25 protein-coding genes are annotated in these 22,295 nt (G+C 52.8%); 15 read left to right on the plus strand and 10 right to left on the minus strand.

Annotated features, from left to right (window positions below; translation table 11 throughout):
- Nucleotides 1-82 precede the first annotated feature (82 nt).
- Together HZ297_RS01035 and HZ297_RS01040 are read left to right on the plus strand one after the other, a co-directional pair.
- Nucleotides 83-730, plus strand: a complete 648-nt coding sequence (locus HZ297_RS01035) for a phosphoribosyltransferase (RefSeq protein WP_178861048.1) — start codon at nucleotides 83-85, stop codon at nucleotides 728-730.
- On the plus strand, nucleotides 727-1,401 hold the full coding sequence (locus HZ297_RS01040; protein ID WP_178861050.1) for a dienelactone hydrolase family protein: 675 nt from the start codon (nucleotides 727-729) through the stop codon (nucleotides 1,399-1,401). The genes HZ297_RS01035 and HZ297_RS01040 overlap by 4 nt, the downstream gene beginning before the upstream one ends.
- A 69-nt stretch (nucleotides 1,402-1,470) precedes the next feature.
- On the opposite strand, the gene HZ297_RS01045 is transcribed toward HZ297_RS01040, so the two are convergent.
- From HZ297_RS01045 to HZ297_RS01080, 8 genes are all read right to left on the minus strand, one after another.
- Nucleotides 1,471-2,289, minus strand: coding sequence for a PilZ domain-containing protein (locus HZ297_RS01045; RefSeq protein WP_178861052.1), 819 nt, complete (start codon nucleotides 2,287-2,289; stop codon nucleotides 1,471-1,473).
- Between the two features lie 17 nt (nucleotides 2,290-2,306).
- Complete coding sequence (locus HZ297_RS01050; protein WP_178861054.1) at nucleotides 2,307-2,570, minus strand: hypothetical protein; 264 nt, start codon at nucleotides 2,568-2,570, stop codon at nucleotides 2,307-2,309.
- 38 nt (nucleotides 2,571-2,608) lie between these two features.
- Complete coding sequence (locus HZ297_RS01055) at nucleotides 2,609-3,064, minus strand: efflux RND transporter periplasmic adaptor subunit (RefSeq protein ID WP_178861056.1); 456 nt, start codon at nucleotides 3,062-3,064, stop codon at nucleotides 2,609-2,611.
- A 121-nt stretch (nucleotides 3,065-3,185) separates the two neighbouring features.
- Nucleotides 3,186-4,544, minus strand: coding sequence for a TolC family protein (locus HZ297_RS01060; protein ID WP_178861058.1), 1,359 nt, complete (start codon nucleotides 4,542-4,544; stop codon nucleotides 3,186-3,188).
- A gap of 37 nt (nucleotides 4,545-4,581) precedes the next feature.
- Nucleotides 4,582-5,091 carry a thioredoxin family protein gene (locus HZ297_RS01065; RefSeq protein ID WP_178861060.1) on the minus strand — a complete coding sequence of 170 codons (510 nt, stop codon included), beginning with the start codon at nucleotides 5,089-5,091 and terminating at the stop codon, nucleotides 4,582-4,584.
- 45 nt (nucleotides 5,092-5,136) lie between these two features.
- Nucleotides 5,137-5,667, minus strand: coding sequence for a TlpA disulfide reductase family protein (locus tag HZ297_RS01070; RefSeq protein ID WP_246261561.1), 531 nt, complete (start codon nucleotides 5,665-5,667; stop codon nucleotides 5,137-5,139).
- Between the two features lie 110 nt (nucleotides 5,668-5,777).
- Nucleotides 5,778-6,485, minus strand: a complete 708-nt coding sequence (gene hda, locus HZ297_RS01075) for a DnaA regulatory inactivator Hda (protein ID WP_178861062.1) — start codon at nucleotides 6,483-6,485, stop codon at nucleotides 5,778-5,780.
- Complete coding sequence (locus HZ297_RS01080) at nucleotides 6,485-7,660, minus strand: DUF8605 domain-containing protein (RefSeq protein ID WP_178861064.1); 1,176 nt, start codon at nucleotides 7,658-7,660, stop codon at nucleotides 6,485-6,487. Before HZ297_RS01080 ends, hda begins: the two co-directional genes overlap by 1 nt.
- Before the next feature lie 200 nt (nucleotides 7,661-7,860).
- Here HZ297_RS01080 and purM point away from each other — a divergent pair, with 200 nt between their 5' ends.
- The 5 genes from purM (at nucleotide 7,861) to HZ297_RS01105 (ending at nucleotide 11,614) form a co-directional block, all read left to right on the plus strand.
- Nucleotides 7,861-8,910 carry a phosphoribosylformylglycinamidine cyclo-ligase gene (purM, locus tag HZ297_RS01085; RefSeq protein ID WP_178861066.1) on the plus strand — a complete coding sequence of 350 codons (1,050 nt, stop codon included), beginning with the start codon at nucleotides 7,861-7,863 and terminating at the stop codon, nucleotides 8,908-8,910.
- A gap of 104 nt (nucleotides 8,911-9,014) precedes the next feature.
- The gene (purN, locus tag HZ297_RS01090; protein ID WP_178861068.1) at nucleotides 9,015-9,677 is read left to right on the plus strand and encodes a phosphoribosylglycinamide formyltransferase; all 663 of its coding nucleotides are present in this window, start codon (nucleotides 9,015-9,017) and stop codon (nucleotides 9,675-9,677) included.
- A 21-nt stretch (nucleotides 9,678-9,698) separates the two neighbouring features.
- Nucleotides 9,699-10,484: a DUF3108 domain-containing protein gene (locus HZ297_RS01095; RefSeq protein WP_178861070.1), complete on the plus strand. Its 786-nt coding sequence runs from the start codon at nucleotides 9,699-9,701 to the stop codon at nucleotides 10,482-10,484.
- Entirely contained in the window at nucleotides 10,481-11,098 is a 618-nt protein-coding gene (dcd, locus tag HZ297_RS01100) for a dCTP deaminase (protein WP_178861072.1), read from the plus strand. Before HZ297_RS01095 ends, dcd begins: the two co-directional genes overlap by 4 nt.
- 45 nt (nucleotides 11,099-11,143) lie before the next feature.
- Nucleotides 11,144-11,614 (plus strand): hypothetical protein, encoded by a 471-nt coding sequence (locus tag HZ297_RS01105; protein WP_178861074.1) that lies wholly within the window; start codon nucleotides 11,144-11,146, stop codon nucleotides 11,612-11,614.
- 92 nt (nucleotides 11,615-11,706) lie between these two features.
- Here HZ297_RS01105 and ilvA read toward each other — a convergent pair whose 3' ends face one another.
- Nucleotides 11,707-13,233, minus strand: a complete 1,527-nt coding sequence (gene ilvA, locus HZ297_RS01110) for a threonine ammonia-lyase, biosynthetic (RefSeq protein ID WP_178861076.1) — start codon at nucleotides 13,231-13,233, stop codon at nucleotides 11,707-11,709.
- Nucleotides 13,234-13,507: 274 nt separating this feature from the next.
- Between ilvA and HZ297_RS01115 the strand changes: the two genes are divergently transcribed.
- The 8 genes from HZ297_RS01115 (at nucleotide 13,508) to HZ297_RS01150 (ending at nucleotide 20,786) form a co-directional block, all read left to right on the plus strand.
- Nucleotides 13,508-15,493, plus strand: coding sequence for a TonB-dependent receptor domain-containing protein (locus HZ297_RS01115; protein WP_178861077.1), 1,986 nt, complete (start codon nucleotides 13,508-13,510; stop codon nucleotides 15,491-15,493).
- Between the two features lie 84 nt (nucleotides 15,494-15,577).
- Nucleotides 15,578-16,204 (plus strand): SCO family protein, encoded by a 627-nt coding sequence (locus HZ297_RS01120; protein ID WP_178861079.1) that lies wholly within the window; start codon nucleotides 15,578-15,580, stop codon nucleotides 16,202-16,204.
- Between the two features lie 92 nt (nucleotides 16,205-16,296).
- Nucleotides 16,297-16,782, plus strand: a complete 486-nt coding sequence (locus HZ297_RS01125; protein ID WP_178861081.1) for a copper chaperone PCu(A)C — start codon at nucleotides 16,297-16,299, stop codon at nucleotides 16,780-16,782.
- Between the two features lie 118 nt (nucleotides 16,783-16,900).
- Nucleotides 16,901-17,389 (plus strand): hypothetical protein, encoded by a 489-nt coding sequence (locus HZ297_RS01130; protein ID WP_178861083.1) that lies wholly within the window; start codon nucleotides 16,901-16,903, stop codon nucleotides 17,387-17,389.
- A gap of 166 nt (nucleotides 17,390-17,555) precedes the next feature.
- Entirely contained in the window at nucleotides 17,556-18,218 is a 663-nt protein-coding gene (gene rpiA / locus HZ297_RS01135; protein ID WP_178861085.1) for a ribose-5-phosphate isomerase RpiA, read from the plus strand.
- 128 nt (nucleotides 18,219-18,346) lie between these two features.
- Nucleotides 18,347-18,847, plus strand: coding sequence for a TlpA disulfide reductase family protein (locus HZ297_RS01140; RefSeq protein ID WP_178861087.1), 501 nt, complete (start codon nucleotides 18,347-18,349; stop codon nucleotides 18,845-18,847).
- 33 nt (nucleotides 18,848-18,880) lie between these two features.
- Nucleotides 18,881-20,161: a glutamate-1-semialdehyde 2,1-aminomutase gene (gene hemL / locus HZ297_RS01145; RefSeq protein WP_178861089.1), complete on the plus strand. Its 1,281-nt coding sequence runs from the start codon at nucleotides 18,881-18,883 to the stop codon at nucleotides 20,159-20,161.
- A gap of 85 nt (nucleotides 20,162-20,246) precedes the next feature.
- The gene (locus HZ297_RS01150) at nucleotides 20,247-20,786 is read left to right on the plus strand and encodes an elongation factor P hydroxylase (RefSeq protein WP_178861091.1); all 540 of its coding nucleotides are present in this window, start codon (nucleotides 20,247-20,249) and stop codon (nucleotides 20,784-20,786) included.
- A 93-nt stretch (nucleotides 20,787-20,879) separates the two neighbouring features.
- On the opposite strand, the gene mpl is transcribed toward HZ297_RS01150, so the two are convergent.
- Complete coding sequence (gene mpl, locus HZ297_RS01155) at nucleotides 20,880-22,268, minus strand: UDP-N-acetylmuramate:L-alanyl-gamma-D-glutamyl-meso-diaminopimelate ligase (protein ID WP_178861093.1); 1,389 nt, start codon at nucleotides 22,266-22,268, stop codon at nucleotides 20,880-20,882.
- Nucleotides 22,269-22,295 lie beyond the last annotated feature (27 nt).

Raw genomic sequence — 22,295 nt, forward strand, 5'->3', positions numbered from 1 at the left:
GGCAACTCTACGCTTTAGCCATATCAATCTGCGAATTTAACCTTGCGGCTGCCGCACCTTAGCCACAAGAAAGGTCATCACCATGAAACTGCCTATCCCCGATCGCACCGCTGCCGGCCAAGCCCTCGCCAAAGCGCTGCAAAAATACCAGCACCAGGACGATGTCATCGTATTGGCGCTACCGCGCGGCGGCGTACCGGTTGCCTATGAAATCGCCATGGCGTTAAACGCCCCCTTGGATTTGATGCTGGTCAGAAAACTCGGGGCACCGCACTACCCTGAGTTGGCAATGGGCGCGATTGCCAGCGGCGGCATCCGCGTACTAAATCAACAAGTGCTTGCGGGCTACGCTATCCGCGAAGATGATATTGCCGTAGTAGAGGCCAAAGAACGTGAAGAACTGCTGCGCCGTGAAAAGACGTATCGCGGCGACCGCCCTCTTCCCAATCTGAAAGATCAAACCGTTATTCTGGTTGACGATGGTCTGGCAACAGGCTCCACCATGCTGGCGGCGATGAAGGCGGTACAACAGCAACACCCTAAAGCAGTTGTGGTGGCCGTCCCCGTCGCTCCGCCGGAAACCGTTTATCGACTGCAGCAAATGGCCGACGAGGTGATATGTCCAATCCAGCCGGACGATTTCTATGCAATCGGACAATGGTACGCGGACTTTTCACAAGTCAGCGATGCCGAAGTTATCGCTCAACTGAATCAGGCTTGGCAATCATGATCTACCACCCCAGTTTTCAGCCTCCGCTGCCGCAAGATGTCCTTATCCAGGCAGGCGATGTCGTACTGGAAGGGATTCTAAGCGTACCGCAATCCGCCAAAGGTATTGTGGTCTTCGTGCATGGTAGCGGCAGTAGCCGCTTCAGCCCACGCAACCACTATGTCGCCAAGATTTTAAACCAGGCCGGGTTGGGCACTCTTCTGTTCGATCTGTTAACGCCGCGTGAAAGCCAAATTGACGAGATTACCCGCGAGCTCCGCTTTGACATTCCGTTATTAAGCCGCCGCACCATCGCCACGATCGATTGGCTGAATGAACACACCACCCTCAGCAAACTCTCTATCGGCTTATTTGGCGCCAGCACCGGAGCGGCAGCGGCACTCAATGCGGCGCAGGCACGCCCTAACGAAGTGGAATGTGTGGTTTCCAGAGGGGGACGCCCCGATTTGGCGGCGGACGCTTTGCCGGAAATACTGACGCCCACGCTGCTGATTGTGGGCGGCTATGATAGTGAAGTCATGGAATTGAATCGTTGGGCACAGCAGCACATGACACAGGCGAACTGTGAGTTGCAAAGCATCCACGGAGCAACCCACCTGTTTGAAGAACCCGGCACTCTCGAAGCCGCGGCAGAGGCGGCCAAGAACTGGTTTTTACACTATTTGAGTTAATCTCGGCATGAGCGCTTATTGATAGGCTTTCGCAAAGCCGCTTATTAACAAAAAGGGAACAGAAAGGGATCAGTCTTCCTTCAGATACTTTTCGGCAATGCGCAAAGCCTCGTCAGGTGCCAACCCCTGATGCATAAAATCGTAGGCGATTTGCTGCTGCTCACTTAAGAAACGGCGTTCAAAGTCGGCAACCATGGTTTTCCAGGCCTGCTTGTCACGTGGCTGTTCGGGGGTGTGGGCTAACAACTTCGCGAGCATTCCCAGGGCCACCGTGGTCTGCATCATTTCCTGGTAACCATCGGCAAAGGCTTCAAATAAACGCTGCAATTCATGATGCAGCGCCTGACCCTGCAGACTATGCAAGGCATGGCGCATTTCATCCAGCAACTGCTCTCCGGACTCGCGCCCCGACTGCATTTGCGACACCGCCAGATTCAAGGCCATACTGGCCTCTTGATAATCCCCCTGATCGGTGGATAGAGGCGAACCGTCTTCGACGAAGTTGAATTCATTGATCTGGCTATCGCGCATCGAAATCAATGCACTCTGCGCATCCGACATCACAATGCGATGGTGCGCAAGCAACTGCGAACTGGTCACCTGAGCGATATGGCAGCCGCATAGATAACGCCCCTCCTGCGCCCGCTGATGCACCACCTCGACCCCTTCCAAACAATAGACTTCATCGTTTTTCAGGTTTTTGACGCGCAAACTCAAAAGCTGTTCAGGAAAGAACAAATCCGGCTCTTTGACCCAAAAACTCAACCCGGTTAGATTGACGTCATGGCCTTCAAAGGGGTCAGAAAAGCCAGAATCCTCGTAATCCGTTACCAGAAACTCACGCGAAAAACGCGAAGATTGTCGCTGTTCCAAATCGAGTTGAATCACGCACCAGACTCCCGTCGTTACACTTTAGACTTGAATCCCAACGCGAGACATTCAGACTCCGGCAACCAGCCCAAACAGCTTCTGACCTTGAGCGACTGATAGTTGCGCACGATCGGCATAATGGTCAACACACCCCAAAGAATCTGATACCAGTGCCAACCAATCGCAGACGGCTGTGCGGCCCACCAGAGATTATTGACGCCAAAATGTTTGGTTTTAAACAACAGGTGCAAAGCCAAACGCCAGTATTTCAAACCATAACGAATGCGTGTAGATAACATGAATTCTCTCTTTTAACCAAACAATAATCTAACAAGAATTATTCGGGCTGCAAGGCAATCAAAGGATTGTTTTCTTCAAACACCGTGCTGCCCTGCGGGGCATGAATTTTAACCACCTTGGCGGCAAACGGTGCGGTAATTCTAAAATATTTGCCCTTAGCCTGAGCCATTTTCAATTCGGCCTTGGCCTTATCCAGAGAGGCTTTGGCAACATCATGCTGCAACTGTGCCGCATCGAGGGTGCGTTTAGCGGTTACGGTTCTGTCAAACAAGTCCAAGGCCTGTTCCAACTCGACTTTGGCGTCGCCGAATTGCGCGTTGCGCATCGCAACTTCGGCGCGCAGCGACTCCAGACGCGCCTGATAGGCCTGCTGATCAATCTCCAACAGCACAGTACCGCTTTTAACCTCTTGCCCTTCGGTGACATAAACCTTGGTCACCTGCCCACTGACCAGCGCGCCGATGGTCACCTCCTGCGCCATTGCAGCGGTCATTGGCAGAAATAGCGCCGCAAAAGCCCAAAGGCGCCCAGTTTTTAACGGGTTGTGTCCATATTCAGTTGTTTTTAACATCTCTGTTTCTCGCATTAAATCCATTAGGAACCATCAGACGGGGTTATGGGGTAGGCTCATCCTGCCGAGCCTTACCGCCCGCCATTTCGGAAGAGCTTTCAAAAAGGGGTTTGCCCGTCAAACTATCCAAACTGGCCCACAACAAGGCCTGTTTAAACTGCCAGGCCACCTGGTTGTAATTAGCCTCCGACAAACGCACCATCGCGTCACCCAAATCGGTTTTACTCTCGTTCTCATAAAGCGCGCGGCTGTAATCCAGGTACAGATCCGCGTAATCGCCGAATATCTTGTTTTGTTTCTGCTCGGCTTCCAGGAGTTTTAACTGAAAGTAAATATCCGCCACCTTATCACGCAACTTCTGCTCGTACAGACCGATTTGCGCTGCGACCGCCTGCTCGTCGGCCTTGGCTTCATTGACTTTGGCGTCACGCAAACCGCTGTCGTAGAGCGGCATATTCAATGTCAGACCGATATTCCAGTTGCCTTCACGCTTCTCCGGATAGCTCGACAGCTGCCCGGCCCACCCCTCCAGCGCGATATCCGGCATGGCCGACGCCTGTTGGCTTTGCACCTTCAACTGCGCTGCTTCCAGGCGCTTTTTGAGGGCATTCAATTGCGGATTTTCCTGCAAAACGTTTTGCTGCAACTTTTCCAGTGTCGTCTCGTTCAGCTGGCGTTGCGCGAAATTCTTCAACGCCGGAAAACTCAACTCATCCGGTCTTGCATCCGGCAGTCCCATCAAATTCGCCAGCGCCAGACGCGTTTGCAGCTGCTGATATTCGGAGCGGCTGCGTTTCACCAGAATCTGCTGGTATTCATTTTCGAGCTTCAAGTAATCGACATCGGAGAGGCGCTTCAGCTCCAGTTCGTCCTTGGCCTTATCCAAACCGACATACGCCACCGCCATAGCTTCGTTGTCGATACGGTACTGGAAGTCCGCCAGCAACACATTGAAAAACCCCTGCATCAACTGCAACTTGAGCTGATTTTCAGTGTTTTCAGACAATAAAGTTTGGGCCTCTTCATGGCGTTGCAGCGCTTCGACCTGCGAGCGGTTGCGGTCAAAATCATACAACGACTGCTTGGCATGTAAAGCCGCCATGTGGAACTCTTCGGTCTCCTCGGCATAATCGCGCCACGCCAATCTGCCCAGCAAATCGAGCTGCAAGCCGTCTTGCGCCTGCTGCGCGCCCAACTGCGCCTGGATTTTGGCCAAATTCGCCTGCTCTGTGGCCAATAGGGGGTGAGCATGCATCGGCGCGGACATCACGTCCTGCAGGGTCAGGGGATTGGGCAGCGTATAGGGCAAAGGCGCCTGCTGCTGCGCTTGCGCCAGCGGCAGTCCGCAACACAACGCCGTGGCCAGAACGATCTTTCTCAGCGCTGAAAATTCCGCCCGCACAGGTTTAGTATGAGATAAAAACAAGGGCACAATCACCTCACTTCTGCTGGCGTTTGTATTTGGTAAACGGCATAGTCTTATAGGCGCCGTCGATCACATATTGGGCCAATAATTTGAACTCTTCCTTGGTGCGCGTAGGGCCGGTATACTTCAACAGCGGATTGCCTTTCAAATCGAAGATCATCATGACCGGCGTGGCGCGCACGCGGTATTTCTTTTCGGACATCTGCTGTGCGGTCGAGACTGTACCGTCGAAATCGGTCACCTCGTTACTGCCTTCGATATCCACTTCAAAATTCAAGAAATGCTCCTTGAACAAAGCAATCACATCCGGCTCGGTCATGATGGTCGTTTCCATACGACGGCAAAACGGGCATTCGTCCATCTGAAAAAACATAAATACGCCCTGTTTGCCCGCCTCCCTGGCCGCCTCCAGCTCTTCGCGGTAATTGCCGAACGATTCGTCAAAAAAACCACCCTGTGCCCAGCTCGCCTGGCTCAAACCGCTCAACACGGCAAACATCGTACCTAAAATCCACTTTTTCATCGGACCATCCTTTCCTCAAAGATTGTTTACTACGGCAGTCAAGCGCTATTTCTTCATTTCGGCAAAACGCTGCATGAACTCTTCCAGCATTTTCTGATCGACCATTCCCGTCCGCGCCGCCACAACGGTGCCGTCGGGAGCCACCATGTACGTGGTCGGCAACCCTTGCAACGGCCCCAACGGCGAGGTACGGCCGTCCACTTTCTGTTTGAAGCGCACCACCGGATAGCTGATCATCTGCGATTCGGCAAAGGCCTTGACCTTTTCGGGATCGGTGTCCTCATAGTTCACACCGATGACGATGGCATCCTTGTCTTTGTGCGCTTCGTGAAACAACACCAGGTCCGGAATCTCCACCAGACAAGGCGGACACCAGGTAGCCCACAAATTCAATACCACCCATTTGCCCTGATAATCCGAAAGCAAGGAGGTCTTGCCGTCCAAATCCACCAGTTCGATCGGTTTGCTGGGCGGCTCCGCCTGAGCCGGTAAAGACAAGCCCAGACCTAACGCAACGGCAAATGTGTAAAATGTGCGACGCATGGTCGCCGACAGTGTAGCAGAAGAAAAAAGCATACTTTCCCTATATCTTGTTATTTTTACTTATTATTGATTAAAATTTCAATACATCCGAAAACGTTTCAAAAAAAGTGAACAGGCCGGGTAGCGACCATACCACAGAAGCCTTACACGTGCCCCAAGACCTTTTTAACAAACGGCAAGGTCAAACGGCGCTTTTCAACCAGGGAAGCCTGATCCAGCATTTTCAGCACCGCCAGCAACTCCTGCAAATCATTGGAAAACTGTTTAATCAAATAGTTACCCACCTCTTGCGACAGTTCAATCCCCAAGCGTTTGGCATGACGCTGCAGCGCCATAATGACCTCTTCCTTCTCATTCAAAGAGCTCAGCTTAATCGGCAGTACCGTCATTAACGCCTTGGTCAGCTCCGGCGTCGTCAGCGCCCACTGCACTACCGACTGCTCGCCCGCCAAAATAACGTTATGTCCTTGCACGCTCGATTTCGTCAGAAGGTTGGCCAGCGCCACCTCCCATTTGGCATTACCGACAATGCGCTCCATGTCGTCCAAACAGACCAAAGGCGTCTGTTCCAGCCCAACCAGTACGTCCGGAATCAACGGCAAGCCCTCGTCGCGCATCGGCAAATAGACACTCGCCTGCCCCTTTTCGGTGACGTAACGGCATGCCGCCTGCAGCAGATGGGTTTTGCCCACACCGCTGTCACCATACAGATAAAACGCATTCCCCGCGGGATGCTTCAGCGCCGATTGAAGCGCATTTAACGCCACAGCCAACGACTCCTGCTCGGTCACGAAAGTTTCAAAACAGGCATCATCACGCAAACCAATTTTAAGCGGCATCTGCACAAACATCACAGCCCCTCCCGCGTATTGGCTTCATACTCTTTCGACAGATCGATCAACTGCGTGGCAGGACGCTCCATCAATCCCGGCAATAGCACTTCGATCCGTGCGGTCAGCGCACTTTGCGACTGCAGCTTGGCACCTTCAATCCCCATACAGACATTCAGCAGATCCTGATAGCGCCCCTGATACACCACCTCAAATTCCGCGCGACCGCCTTGCAACGCCACCAGCGTCGCCTGATGAACCGCCGGGCGCTGTGACTGCAAGTAACGTTCAATCTCCATCAACTGTTCGGCACTGCTCAAGCGGTTGATGCCGATTACAGCCGCCCCCAAAACGGAGGCGCTCTGGCGATAGCTCTCGGAATAAAACGCCATCAGCCGGTCGAACAAGGCCGCGGTTAACGCCAAGCCGTTTGGCCCATTGGTGGATGCCGACAAAACACTCTGCCCGGACTGATCATACAAACGCCATAACAAGGCATTTTCGCCCCGCAGCGACTTCTCCAAGCGGAAGCTCAGCAAATATTGACTGCCGCTTTGCTTCAGTAACGCCTGAATCTGCTCGGGCGCAACGCTATCGGCCAACGGATAAACCCAGGAACTTTCCTTAACCGGCAACGCCAAAGGCAAGGCCAGCAGCTTTGGATAGGGGCGGAACTCGATATCAGGACGGTAACCCAACGCCTCCGGCGTCAGCTTCAAGATCCCGCCCTCCTGCAAGAACGAGCCCATCACCAACGTCTTGGGACGCTCCTTCTGCGGCCAGACAATAATGTTTTTTCCCTGAAAGGCTTTCAGCAAGCGTTGACGGTCAAACTCCAAGCGCAGATTCTGCCCGACCGTCACCCCTTCCTCCTTGCGCGGTTCAAACGCATAGCGCGTTAGCCAGGATTTGGCGTCGCGAATAAATTCGCGCCCTTCCTCACTTTGCAACAGCGACGCGTCTCCGGTCAGACGCAACAGCAAATCGCGCATACCCTGCAGAATCTTTTGGTTCAAATCGGGCGTTTTCACGACCTGACCGGATGCATCGACCTCCGGATCAAACCCTTCCACCAGGGTAAAAAGGGCCTGTTCATCCAGTGGGGCGGCGGAATTCACGACGTTTGACAACGCCCCCTGCTCGGCATGAGCCGTCACGCAAAGCGTCAAACCCACCCCCAAGACAAACTGTCGCATGCAACTGTGTGTAATTTGAATAAAACTTCTCATATCCGGCTCTAAAATTTTCGTTACAATATCATAATATTTTTTTGTCGTCCGGGGCGGGAGTTTTCACCCTATCCCTCAGACGCGCCTAGACGCGGACGAACCTAGAAGCCCGGATGGCAAAACCCCGTTTACACCTGACTTTTAAAAAATTGGAAATCAGAAACACTATGACTTCAAACAACGTATCCATCAGTTACAAAGACGCCGGCGTCGACATCGACGCCGGCAACGCTCTTGTCGAAGCGATCAAACCGATCGCCAAAGCCACTTCGCGCCCTGAAGTATGCGCCTCTCTGGGCGGTTTTGGAGCCTTGTTTGAATTGCCGATCAACAAATACAAAAACCCGATTCTGGTTTCCGGCACCGACGGCGTCGGCACCAAACTGCGTCTGGCGATTGACAGCGGCAAGCACGACCAAGTCGGTATCGACCTGGTTGCCATGTGTGTCAACGACCTGATCGTCCAGGGCGCAGAGCCGCTGTTCTTCCTGGATTACTACGCGACCGGCCAGTTGGATGTGGCGGTGGCAACCGATGTGGTCAAAGGCATCGGCGAAGGCTGCCTGCAATCCGGCTGCGCGCTGATCGGCGGCGAAACCGCTGAAATGCCCGGCATGTATCCTAAAGGCGATTATGACCTAGCCGGTTTCTGCGTCGGTATCGTCGAAAAAGCCGATTTGATCGACGGTTCTAAAGTCAAGGCCGGCGACGTCATGCTCGGCCTGTCATCAAGCGGTCCGCACTCCAACGGTTATTCTTTGATCCGCAAGATCATCGAGGTGTCCGGCGTTGACCTGCAAAAAGACATCAACGGCCAGCCGCTGATCGATGCGTTGATGGCGCCTACCCGCATCTACGTCAAGCCGATTCTGGAACTGATGAAGTCGGTTGAAATTCATGCGCTTTCGCATATTACCGGTGGCGGCCTGTTGGAAAACCTGCCACGCGTGATGCCGGAAAACACCATGGCTAAAATCAACACCAACAGCTGGAAGCGCCCTGCGGTGTTCGACTGGCTGCAGGAAGCAGGCAATGTCGCCTACGAAGAGATGCACCGCACCTTCAACTGCGGTATCGGCATGGTGCTGGTGGTTGACCAGAAAGACCAGCAGAAAGCGATTGACCTGTTGACTCAGGCAGGCGAAACCGTATCGGTTATCGGCCAGATCGAAGCGTCTGAACAGAGCACGCCAAGCGTATCGCTGTTTAAAGGTTAATCGAAAACTTGCGTTCATCTGAAACCGGTGATGTTTTCATTGAGAACATCGCCGGTTTGTTTTTGTAAAGCATAGACTCACATACCGTTTTAACAGGTTTTGATATGCAACACCCTTTGAAAATCGCCGTGCTGATTTCCGGTAACGGCTCCAATCTTCAAGCCATTATCGACTACCAGCAACAGCACCCTGACGTTTACCAAATCGGCCTCGTTATCTCCAATAAAGCCGATGCCTTCGGATTGCAACGCGCCGAAAAAGCCGGTATTCCGACGTGCGTCATCAACCATAAAGACTACCCCGACCGCGTCAGCTTCGACCGGGCAATGCAGCGCGAAATCGACGCGCAAGAGGTGCAACTGGTGGTGCTCGCCGGTTTTATGCGCATTCTCAGCGCCGAGTTCACCACACATTATCTGGGACGCATGCTCAATATCCACCCGTCCCTGCTTCCCAAATATCCGGGATTGAACACCCATCAGCAGGCGATCGACAACGGCGATGCCGAACATGGCTTGAGTGTGCATTTCGTGACCGCCGAACTTGACGGCGGCCCCTTGATTTTGCAGTCGCGCGTCAGCCTGTTACCGGACGACGATGCCGTCAGCCTGCAGCACAAAGTCCATCAACAGGAACATCAGGCTTACCCGTTGGTGGTGCGCTGGTTCGCAGAAGGCAGATTGCAACTTAAAAACGGACAGGCCTGGTTTAACGGCCAGCCTTTGGCCGAACCGATTCAGCTTGAAGAGTTTTCTGGCGAACTCTAAAACGATATAGGAATCACGATAATGACAGCTTCCACGATGCGCATCATAAACCGACTTCTGCAGCCGCTCACACGGCAGCGCACGGCATTATCCACAACCCTATCGTTCGGCCTGCTGCTTTCCGTGGCCAGCTTCACCACCCAGGCTGCCGCCCGCAACCTGCCGGAATTCAACGCAATGTTTGCGGTGCACGCCTTCAATATCAAACTCGGCACATCCGAACAGCAGCTGAGCTGCGAAAACAGCGACTGCACGCTGGTCGCCACGGCCAAACCGAGCGGTTTCGCGAGCCTGTTTGTCAAAGAATACACCGAAGAACGCGTTGCTTTGCAGCAGCATAACGAGAGCCTTGCCTGGCAGAGCTACCAGAAAATTATCCACCGCAAAGACGGCAACGACAAAACCGTCACCTTTGAACTCAGCGACGGCCAGCCGAGCGAAGTGCTTTATCCCGAAAAACAGCGTCGCTGGCCCCTGCAAGGCAAACTCTACGACATGGCTTCGATTGCCTACGCGTTGCAGTTTGCCCGTCTTAACAACCAGCCATTGAGCGATTTTTACCTGCAGGACACGCACGGCCAGGAAGCCATCACCTTGACGCCAATGCCTGACCTCAAGGAAGTGGCACTGGCCGACTTTGAAACCAGCTACCCGGCCGAGGCTTACGGCTTTGCCACCAGCAAAGCCAAGGTAAAAGTCTGGCTATTGCCGGAATACAGCTTCTTTCCCGCCAAGATTGAGGTTTATAATACCGAAGCTGACAAAACCATTATTTTAGTACTAGAAGAACTGCCCGAACTGTTATGAAACTAAGCGACCGCGATATTATTCAACACCTTAAGGTCGGCAAAATCGCCATCGACCCTCAGCCCAGCCCTGAAAAGATCAAGGGAATCAGCGTCGATTTGCGTCTCGACAACCGTTTCCGCGTCTTCAACGACCACACCGCCCCCTATATCGACTTAAGCGGGCCGCGCGCCGAAGTACAGCGCATTATGGATACGGTGATGGGGGATGAAATCATTATCGGCGAAGGCGAGGCGTTTTTCCTGCACCCCGGAGAATTGGCGCTGGCCGCAACGTTCGAGTCGGTCACTATTCCCGACGACCTGGTCGGCTGGCTCGACGGCCGTTCCAGCCTGGCGCGCCTCGGTCTGATGGTGCACGTCACCGCGCACCGCATCGACCCGGGCTGGCACGGTCAGATCGTGCTAGAGATTTTCAACAGCGGCAAACTGCCGCTGGCATTGCGCCCGGGTATGGATATTTGCGCCATCAATTTCGAGACCCTGTCGAGTGCATCGGCCAAACCGTACAACAAGCGTTCCGATGCCAAATACCGCGATCAAAAAGGGCCGACGGCGAGCCGCATCAACCAAGATCAAAAAGATGACAAACAGCTGGATTTATTAGCCGACTAACTCAGATAGCGACTGCACCACTTACTCATTAATAGAAACATTAAGATGAGTTTGGTGACACGCTTCACTTTTACAGGAAGCCCGACATTGAAAACGCCCTTTAAAGCCTGTATGCCAGCGCTTGCTGCCGTTGTGATCAGCATTGCACCACTCTCGGCCTTAGCTGTCGACACCACCGATTTCAGCAAGCCGCAAATGAAAGAGTGGGCCATCGAATTCAACCAGATGCAGGAATGCCTGACACAAATCGACGAAATGGCCGTACTTCAATATGACGAAACCCTCAATCGTCTGCAAAACCAACTCGGTGCTCTGTGTCAGGCCGGCAAAACCGATGAAGCGCACAACGCCGTCCTGGCCTTCCAACACACGGTTGAAGCCTCAGGCGTTTTTCAACAGATCCAGAGCTGCGGGACAAAACTGCGCGAACACGGTTTTATGCCGCCGTTACCGCAAGTGACCACCGACAAGACTGCAGCAGCAGGTCCGCAAGTCTGCCATCAATTCGTGCGTTAAAATCCGCCGTTAAAAACTCAACAGGCCGGGTAGAAATCATTTCCTACCCGGCCTGTTGAGTTTTTCAAACGCGTTTTTTGGCTTTTAGAGTTTTATTCCGTAGGGCGCAAAAACAGCTGATAACCCGCATTTTCCTGTTCGTTCACATAGGGATAACCGAGATTCTGCAGATAATGCTCAAAACCGGCGCTCTGCTCCGGCGGCACCTGCACGCCCACCAGCACGCGGCCATAAGCCGCACCGTGGTTACGGTAGTGGAACAGACTGATATTCCACTCTTCGCTCATCTGCGTTAAGAACTGCAACAACGCCCCCGGTCTTTCCGGAAACTCGAAACGGTACAACAGTTCGTTTTGAATGCCTTGCGCGTGACCGCCGACCATATAACGCAAATGCAGCTTGGCCATTTCGTTGTCGGACATATCCTGCGCTTCGTATCCGGCCTGTTTCAAGCTTTGCAGAATGCCTTGACGTTCGGCGCGCCCGCCCTCGGTACGCACCCCCACAAACACCACCGCCTTTTGCGCATCGGCATAACGGTAGTTGAATTCGGTAATCGCACGGCGGCCGCCCAGCAGCTCGCAAAACTGTTTGAAACTGCCCGGCTCTTCCTTGATGGTCACCGCAAAAATCGCTTCGCGCTTCTCGCCCAATTCGGTGCGCTCGGAGATATGGCGCAAACGGTCAAAATTCATATTGGCGCCGCTGACAATCGCCGCCATCTCCAGACCGGCCACGCTGTACTGTTCCACAAACTTCTTCATGCCGGCCAGAGCCACCGCGCCCGCCGGCTCGGCAATGGCACGCGTATCTTCAAAAATATCCTTGATGGCGGCACAGATTTCGTCGGTATCGACGGTAATCATCTCATCGACACAGCGTTGTGCAATACGAAACGGAATTTCGCCAACCTGCGCCACCGCGACACCATCGGCAAAAATCCCCACCTGATCCAGCACCACGCGCTCGCCGGCTTCCAGCGCACGCGTCATACAGGCCGCATCTTCCGGCTCCACACCAATTACGCGGGTTTTAGGCGACACCTGCTTGATCACCGAGGCGATACCGGAAATCAAGCCGCCGCCGCCCACCGCCACAAAAATCACGTCAAACGGTTTGCTGTGCTGACGCAGCATCTCCAACGCAATCGTGCCCTGTCCGGCAATCACATCCACATCGTCGTAGGGGTGAATAAAGGTCAGGCGCTGCTGTTCCGCCAGTTGCTTGGCAAAACGCGACGCCTCGTCATAGGTATCGCCATGCAACTCGACATGACCGCCCAGATTCTTGACCGCATTGACCTTGATGGGTGGGGTGGTACGCGGCATCACAATCGTCGCCTTAATGCCCATTTTGCTGGCCGAAAGCGCCACGCCCTGCGCATGGTTGCCCGCCGAGGCCGCAATCACGCCGTCGGCTTTCTGCTCTTCCGTCAGATGCACCATGCGGTTGTAAGCACCGCGCAGTTTAAACGAGAATACCGGCTGCAAATCCTCGCGCTTTAACCACACTTTGTTCTGCAACCGTTTTGACAACAAAGGCGCCACCTCCAAAGGCGTTTCATCGGCGATGTCGTAAACCGGCACAGTCAGCACGCGGCGCAATATCTCTTCTGGCATTCCACTTCCCTTTCAATGCGGATCACTTAAATTGGCGCTCATTATATCACTCCTGACCTTAAGGAGGCTGCCGATGTCCGTTGCAGAAAAATCTGGGACTTTCATCACAAAACTTATTCGGGCGCATGGCATCAAGACTTTCTCAATTATTCAGGCAGGATTGCGCAACACTCTTCGCCAACCCTTAAAACTCTCTCCAATCTGGCCATGCTTAAAAGTGCATAGAATACGCGCACTCCTGTATTAACCAAATAAAAACATTAAAGGATCCAACATGTTCCAGCGCAATAAATTGGCACTCGCCATTCTCACCACCCTTGCCTGCCCCTCGGCCGTTTACGCCACCGAAATCGCCCCAGTAGAGGTCGTGGAAAACAAGGAAGTCAATGTAGAAACCCAAAACGCTGAAACCCTGACGCAAACCGGCAACACCGAAACAGGGCAGATTTTGCGCCAGTTTAACGGTGTGGATGCGTCGCGCATGGGCGGGCATGGCTTGGATGTCAACATTCGCGGTCAGCAAAACACCCAAATCAACGTCGTTCTGGACGGTGCCGAAATCGCCGGCGGCTGTCCTAACCGCATGGATCCGCCAACCTCCTATGCAGAAATCGGCAGCTACGACAGCGTCACCGTGGTCAAAGGCATGCAATCGGTGCAATACGGCGCCGGCGGCACTGGCGGCAGCATGATTTTTGAACGCCATGCCCCGGTGTTTGAAGACGGCAAAAACATTCAAGGCGAAATCAGCGCGGCCACCAGCAGCAACGGCATCAACCACGATGTGAATGCCAAAGTCGCGGCCGGCAGCGACAAGCTTTATGTTGTGTTGCAGGGCGCCAAAAAATCGGCCGACAGCTATAAAGACGGCAACGGTGATACAGTCAATTCCAGCTACGAAACCCAACAAGGCCATATTGACGTTGGTTTCCGCGCGAATGAAAACAATGAATTTAAATTCTCCTACGAGAAAAGCCGCACCGAAGATGCGCTGTATCAAGGCTCGAGCATGGATGCTCCGCTGTCAGAGGGCGAGATCAAACGCTTGAGCTATAAAGGTAAAAACCTCGCCAAAAACCTGCAGGGCCTGGAAGTTGAAGTGTATCAATCGACGGTTGATCATGTGATGAATAATTTTGAACTTCGCACCCCTACGGGAACAAAAATGGAAACGGTGTCCGATACCGAAACCACAGGCGGAAAAATCAAACTAACCAGCCAATTTGGCCATACGCAGTTGGACTATGGTGTTATTTTGCAAAGCGAAGTTAAAAACGCCGTTCTGTCTAACATTACGATGGGAACGGACATGTTTGCAATGTGGCCTGATGTATTGACCACGCAAAACAGTGTTTTTGCAGAAAGCACATCCCTGTTCAAAGATAACCAAAAAGTGATTTTAGGATTGCGTTACGACCAAGTGACCGCTGAAGTTCGTGATGCCAACGGTGTCAGCTCACCAGCTAATTCACCGTCTAACCTCTATACCACCAACTATCCAGATTATTCAGACGACACCAAAATTGAAGAAGGCAACTGGAATGCGTTGGCCCGCTATGAAAAAGCCTACAGCAATGGTATGAATAGCTTTATCGGAATCAGTCGCTCAACTCGAACTGCAGATGCCACCGAGCGTTTTATGGCGAAATCGAATTGGATTGGCAATCCAAATCTAACCCCTGAAAAACATACTCAAGCTGATTTAGGACTAGGGCAAACCACTCAGAAAATGAATTGGAACCTTTCTGCTTTCTATGATTCAGCGGAAGATTACATTACAGCTTACAAACAATCGGGAAAAACCTTATACAAAAACATTGATGCAGTTATTTACGGCTGGGAGCTGGAAACAGCAGCCAAACTAAGCAATCAATTCAAAGTCGGCTTAAATGCAAGTTGTACGCGCGGTTTCAATACTACCGATAACGCCGACTTGATGGGTATAAACCCGCTTACAGGTAAAATCTTCGCTGAATATGCCACTCACAACTTAACGGCTGGTGCACGTGTTAACATGGCCAGCGAGCAAAAAGCAGTGGATGATGCCTATGATGAACTGGAAACACCGGCATGGAGCACTGTTGACCTATATGCCGGCTACCATGTCAACAAAACGTTTACACTATCAGCCGGTGTCGACAACTTGTTTGATCAAGCTTACTATACGGCCCTGAATCGCACCGATACATTATCAGGTAATCTCTATAAAGTTTATGAACCAGGCCGCAATGTCTGGGCTAAAGTTTCTGCCAAATTCTAAGTTGGGCAAATGCTTTAGCTAATACGCAGCCGTCCAAGCGCATTTCGCTTAGGACGGCTTTTGAGTTTAAGCAAGGAGAACTCCATGCAAACAAAAAACCTGTTTACGATCATCATATTAGGAATCATCATCGGGTTGGGCTCTTTCTTTATCCCCAACCTTTTCCAGCCACAGGCACAAACCGGCGCCAAACTTGTTTCCGACGCGCATCCGCAAGGCGGTGATTTCACCTTGACCGCCGTGGATGGCAAGCATAGTTTGAGTGACTACAAGGGCAAGCTGGTGCTGATCTATTTCGGCTACACCTTCTGCCCCGACATCTGTCCCACCAATCTGGGCAATCTGTCGGTCGCCTATCGCAAATTAACGCCCGAAGAGAAGCAAAACCTGCAAATACTATTCGTGTCGGTCGACCCGGAACGCGATACCCCGCAACGCCTGCAGCAGTATGCCAACTACTTTGAATCCAACATTGTCGGCCTGACCGGCGAGCCGCAAACCCTTGCCGAAATCGCCCAACGCTACGGCGTGGTTTACGCCAAAGTGAATGACCCGAAAAACGGCACCAATTACGCGGTAGACCATTCCGCCTTCACCTATGTAGTCGACCAGCAAGGCCGATTGAAGGAACAGCTGCCGCATGCCACCCAACCGGATCAGTTCATTCACACCATTCGACGCTACTTATCGGCAACCGCCGTATCCGAATAACGCGAAGAACCCTATTGAATTTATTACTTAAAACCCCTAAATTGTGAACCACAAAAAACTCAACAGGCCGGGTTAGGCCAAAAGGAAACCCTATGAACTACAAACGCAAACTCCTGGCTGTGACCTTTTCTGCTTTGACGGCTTTCGCCAGCGCCAATACCTGGGCAAGCCAGGCGGACGATTTGCAAGTGAACAATCCCTATGCACGTGAAGTGCCTCCGGGAGCCCCTGCCAGTGCCAGCTTTATGGAATTGAACAACCCGACTGACCACGACATCACCCTTACCGGCGCACAATCGGCAGCCGCTGACATTGTCGAGCTGCATACCCATACCAACGACAATGGCGTCATGCGCATGCGCCAAATCCCACAAATCGTGGTACCCGCACATGGCCAAGCTACACTGCAGCCAGGCGGCCTGCACATTATGCTGATCGAACCGCAGGAAACCCTTTCTGCCGGCCAAACTATCGAAGTGCAACTGCAATTCTCCGACGGTAGTCACAAAACCGTTTCCATGCCGGTTAAATCCCTAACCGGCATGGGCATGCAAATGCAGCATGGACATATGCACTAAGGCCAGTTTAGTTATTCCGATCAATGCCATTGAAATAATAAATTGGATTTTTAAAACGGTTAGCAGGTAGACTATGCAGCCGTTTTAACCTGAAAACATAACAAAAATAGGTAGATAGATGAAATTCACAACGCCAAAAACCGCTGCAACTCTTTTGCTTTCAGCGCTTTTTTCAGCCTCAGCTTGGGCTGATGACGCAAATAACAATATCAGCCAAATGAAAAACATTGATCTTTGTGTCAACTATTCCACTCTGGAATCAGAAGCCGACAAAAAAGCCTATTTTGACGAACTCAACAAACGCGGCCAATTAAGCTATAAAGATCTAGAACGCCTAGAGAAACGCGAAGTAGGTACCAGCTCGACCATTTGCGGCATGTATATGGCGCTGGGCAAACCTCTGGCAGAGCAGTCTCGCCAAATTCGCCCTATGACATTCAAAGCCGTACACGTTTATCCTGACATGTATTACGTGTCGCAGTCCGGCATGATCGTCGATGTTTTAGAGCGCAAAGAAGGCGTTATGCCTCCTTCTTTATCGGTGGACACACCCAAAGTTCAGCCCTCCCCGATGCATGAACACAATATGATCAAACCGGCACAATAAGTCCGTTTCCTACAACCTCCCCACATTGGGGTGAGGTCGTATTTTCGAGCCTCTCACTCTTTTTTAAAAGCTATACAACACGTTGCTAATTGATTAAAATGTGCGGTTAAATAGCGTATAGCTGCTAATACAGAACAAAATAAAAAAATCAGGAAAAGAGATAATCATGACGCAAGATGAACTAAAACAAAAAGTGGCTCAAGCCGCTATCGAATACGTGGTTCCAGACACCATTATCGGTGTGGGTACAGGCTCTACTGCCAACTTCTTCATCGACGAATTGGCCAAAATCAAAGGCTCGATTAAAGGCGCCGTTGCCAGCTCGGAAGCGACCGCACAGCGTCTGAAAGGGCATGGCATTCCTGTTTTCGATCTGAACTCAGTAGACGAAATGTCTGTTTATATTGACGGCGCGGACGAAGCCGATCCTGCTCTGCATTTAGTTAAAGGCGGCGGCGGCGCGCTGACACGTGAAAAAATCGTACTGGCTGTGGCTAAAAAATTCGTCTGTATCGCCGACGAAAGCAAAAAAGTCGCGGTGCTTGGCAAATTCCCGCTACCGATCGAAGTCATTCCGATGGCGCGTAGCTATGTTGCGCGTGAAGTCGTCAAACGCTTCGGCGGCGAGCCGGTATTGCGTGACGGTTTCACCACCGACAATGGCAATGTGATTCTGGACGTTCATGGTCTGCAAATCACGGATCCGGTGGCTATGGAAAATGAACTGAACAGCATCGTGGGCGTCGTTACCAACGGTTTGTTTGCGGCGCGCAAAGCCGATGTGTTCCTGTGTGGCACACCTAACGGTGTAGAAACCATTACTGCGTAAGAGAGTTTGTCGCACTCTACAGGCCAAACTCCATCACAAAACGGGTCCATTGCTCCGCAATGCCGGCCCGTTTTTTATTTCTATTTCATACTGGCTGTGTAGCCGCATTAAAACGAAGGGTATCCGCCATGCAAAATCTTGGCAGTAAACTTTTTGGTCTTTTAGTCGTAGGCTTGCTGGCCTCCCTGCTCTATTTCACGGTATTTTCAGACGGTCTCGGCAAAGCACCGAAAGTCAATGTAAAGACCGCTCAAGGGCAACTTGATCTCAGCCTTCCTAGAAAACCGGTACTGGTAAACTTTTGGGCCACTTCCTGTCCGGGCTGCATTGCCGAAATGCCGCACCTGGCGGAGATGAAGCGCGAACTCGGCGACCGCTTCGAGCTCGTGGCTGTTGCCATGCAATACGACCCAGCGTCGCAAGTGCAGAAGTTTATCGAGAGCAATCCCTACCCATTCACATTCGTGATGGATACGGACGGTAAAATCGCCCAGGCTTTCGGCGATGTACTGCTCACCCCCACCAGCTTTTTGATCGCCCCCAATGGCAATATTGTTTACCGTCAGATCGGTGAAGTGCAGTTTGATCTGGTCAAAGAACGCATCAAACAGATGAGCCCGCAACTTTAATCGTGACTTAACCGAAATCACCAAGGAATCCCCATGAGTAAATCACACGATCTTTTTCAGGCCGCGCAAAAACACATTCCCGGCGGCGTTAACTCTCCCGTTCGCGCTTTTAAAGGCGTAGGCGGCGACCCAGTCTTCTTCAAAGCCGCCAAAGGCGCCTATCTGGTCGATGAAGACGACAAGAGCTATATCGACTATGTCGCCTCCTGGGGTCCGGCGATTCTCGGCCATGCCCATCCGTTGGTGATCAAAGCTGTTCAGGAAAAAGCCGAAAGCGGCCTGTCATTCGGGGCCCCGACCAAAATCGAAACGACTATGGCCGATCTGGTCTGTGAACTGATCCCGTCGATGGACATGGTACGTATGGTTAGCTCGGGTACCGAGGCGACCATGACTGCGATTCGTCTAGCGCGCGGCTACACAGGACGCGACAAGATTGTCAAATTCGAAGGCTGCTACCACGGCCACTCAGACTCCTTGCTGGTCAAAGCCGGATCCGGCGCACTGACGCTGGGCGTACCTTCTTCACCGGGTGTACCGGCGGCACTGGCCGAAGAAACCCTGACATTGACGCACAATGATGCTGACGAAGTGCGCAAGGTGTTTGCCGAAATCGGTGACAAAATCGCCTGTATCATCGTCGAGCCGGTGGCCGGCAATATGAACTGCATTCCGCCGGAACCGGGCTTTTTGGAAACCCTGCGCGAAGTGTGCGACCAATACGGCAGCGTGTTGATTTTTGACGAAGTCATGTGCGGTTTCCGTGTCGGCCTGCAAGGCGCGCAAGGCCGCTACGGCATCACGCCCGATCTGACCACCTTCGGTAAAATCATCGGCGGCGGCATGCCGGTCGGCGCGTTTGGCGGCAAGCGCGAAATCATGCAGCACATCGCGCCACTGGGCCCGGTCTACCAGGCGGGCACGCTGTCGGGCAATCCGGTCGCCATGGCGGCGGGCTTGAAGACATTGGAATTGATCAGCGAACCGGGCTTCTTTGAGGAACTGGAAGCCAAAACCACCCGCTTGGTGCAGGGTCTGCAAGCCGTCGCTGACGAATTCAAGATTCCGTTCACCACCAATCAGGTGGGCGCCATGTTCGGTTATTTCTTCAACGAAGAGAAGAACATCAGCCGCTATGCCCAGGTTGCCAAAGGCAATATGGAGCGTTTCCGCGCTTTCTATCACGGCATGCTGGACGAAGGCGTCTATTTGGCTCCTTCCGCCTTTGAAGCGGGCTTTGTTTCCGCGGCACATACCGAAGCGGATATTGACGCCACGATCGACGCCGCGCGTCGCGTCATGGCCAAACTGTAACAAACGATTGCGGCAAAAGCCGGTAGTCGTAAACACAAAAGGCGCTTACAATAGCGCCTTTTTTATTGCTATCGATTTTTATCCTATGCAACATACGCCGGAACACGCCGTTAGACTGTTTAACACGCTTTTTGTACCCACTTACAACACCGAGTTGGTCTGTTGTGAGTCCGAACCCATTTATCGCCCTGCCGATGCCGAACACCCGCATCATCGCATTGTTTTCGCCCACGGTTTCTTTGCCAGTGCCTTGCATGAAATCGCGCATTGGTGTGTGGCGGGCAAGGAGCGCCGTTTGCTGGAAGATTTTGGCTACTGGTACGAACCGGACGGCAGAAGTGCCGAAAGACAGGCGGAATTTGAAAAAGTCGAAGTCAAGCCGCAGGCATTGGAATGGATTTTTTCACAGTCGGCGGATTTTCAATTCCATTTCAGCGCAGATAATTTAAGCGGCGGGGTCGGCGCATCGGATGGTTTTAAACAAGCCGTGTTTGAACAGGTACAAGATTATCTGCAACTGGGGCTGCCGGAGCGTGCCAGAATGTGGTCGGATGCCTTAATCAATCACTACCGTCCCGGCCGCCCGTTGCAGGCCGCAGAATTTTCACTTGAGAAGGTTTTTTAAAACCGGCCTATTTGCGGCGCGGCGGTTTGAGCATCCACACAATCCACGCCACCACCAGCAATAAAATACCCAGCTCCAGCAACGCCCACATAATTAATCCCGCAAGGCAGCAAGCAATTTCTGGTGAATGCCGCCAAACCCGCCGTTGCTCATCACCACCACCGTATCGCCGGGCTGCAACGCCTCGGTCAATTGCGCCAACAGCGCCTCGTAACTGTCCGCCACACTCACCGGCGCTTTGAAGGCATCCAATGGCAGCTGCCAGTTCCAAGCCGGGTCGATAAAGGCGAATACCGCATCGGCTTGGTCAAACGCCGCCGGCAAGGTCTTGGCATGCACGCCCATGCGCATGGTATTGGAACGCGGCTCGAAAACCGCGACCAAACGTCCGCTTGGAGACTCATCACTACCCGGCCTGTTGAATTTTTGCAGGCGGTTTTTGACGCCTTGCAACGTAGTGGCAATGGCCGTCGGATGATGGGCAAAATCATCATAAATCGCAATGCCTTTGGCTTCACCCACCAACGTCATGCGGCGGCGAATGCCTTTGAAATACGATAACGCCTCCACTGCAATCCGCGCCGGTACGCCGCAATGCACGGCCGCAGCCACCGCGCTCAAGCCGTTGCGCACATTGTGCAGACCGTTCAGCGGCCATTTGACGCGCCCCATGCAACTGCCCTGAAAACGCACTTCAAATTCCGAACCATCGGGCTCATACAGATGGTAGCTCCACTGCGCGCTACTGCCCTGCTTCTCGACCGGCGTCCAGCAGCCTTTGGCAATCACCTCATCCAAATTCGGCTCGTCGTTCGGCATTACAATCAAGCCGTTGCCGGGTACGGTGCGCACCAGATGATGGAACTGCTTCTGGATGTCTTTGACGGAATCGAAAATATCGGCATGATCAAACTCCAGATTATTCAACACGCAGGTGCGCGGATGGTAATGCACGAACTTGGAACGCTTGTCGAAAAAAGCGGTGTCATATTCGTCAGCCTCCACCACAAAAAACGGTGCTTCCCCCAAACGGGCCGACACGCCGAAGTTTTCGGGCACGCCGCCAATCAGAAAGCCCGGTTGCAAACCGGCGTGCTCCAAAATCCACGCCACCATCGACGCGGTGGAGGTTTTGCCGTGGGTGCCGGCCACGGCGATCACCCAACGGTCTTTCAGAATATGTTCCGCCAGCCACTGCGGGCCCGACGTGTAAAACTGCTGGGCGTTCAAGGTCGCCTCCACCGCTTTGTGGCCGCGGCTTAAGGCGTTGCCGATCACCACGGCGTCCGGCCCGCTTTGCAAAAAACGCACATCCTGGTCATCGCCCACGGCAATGCCGGCCTGTTCAAGCTGGGTGCTCATCGGCGGATAAATCGCTTTGTCCGAGCCGCTGACCTCATGCCCCATCGCCTTGGCAAGCTGCGCGATGCCGCCCATAAAGGTGCCGGCAATGCCCAAAATATGAATTTGTTGCTTTTTCACATCCCTTCCTTCTCGTTTACTCGTCGG

It is taken from the genome of Thiomicrorhabdus cannonii (assembly GCF_013391695.1).
GTDB classification, from domain to species: domain Bacteria; phylum Pseudomonadota; class Gammaproteobacteria; order Thiomicrospirales; family Thiomicrospiraceae; genus Thiomicrorhabdus; species Thiomicrorhabdus cannonii.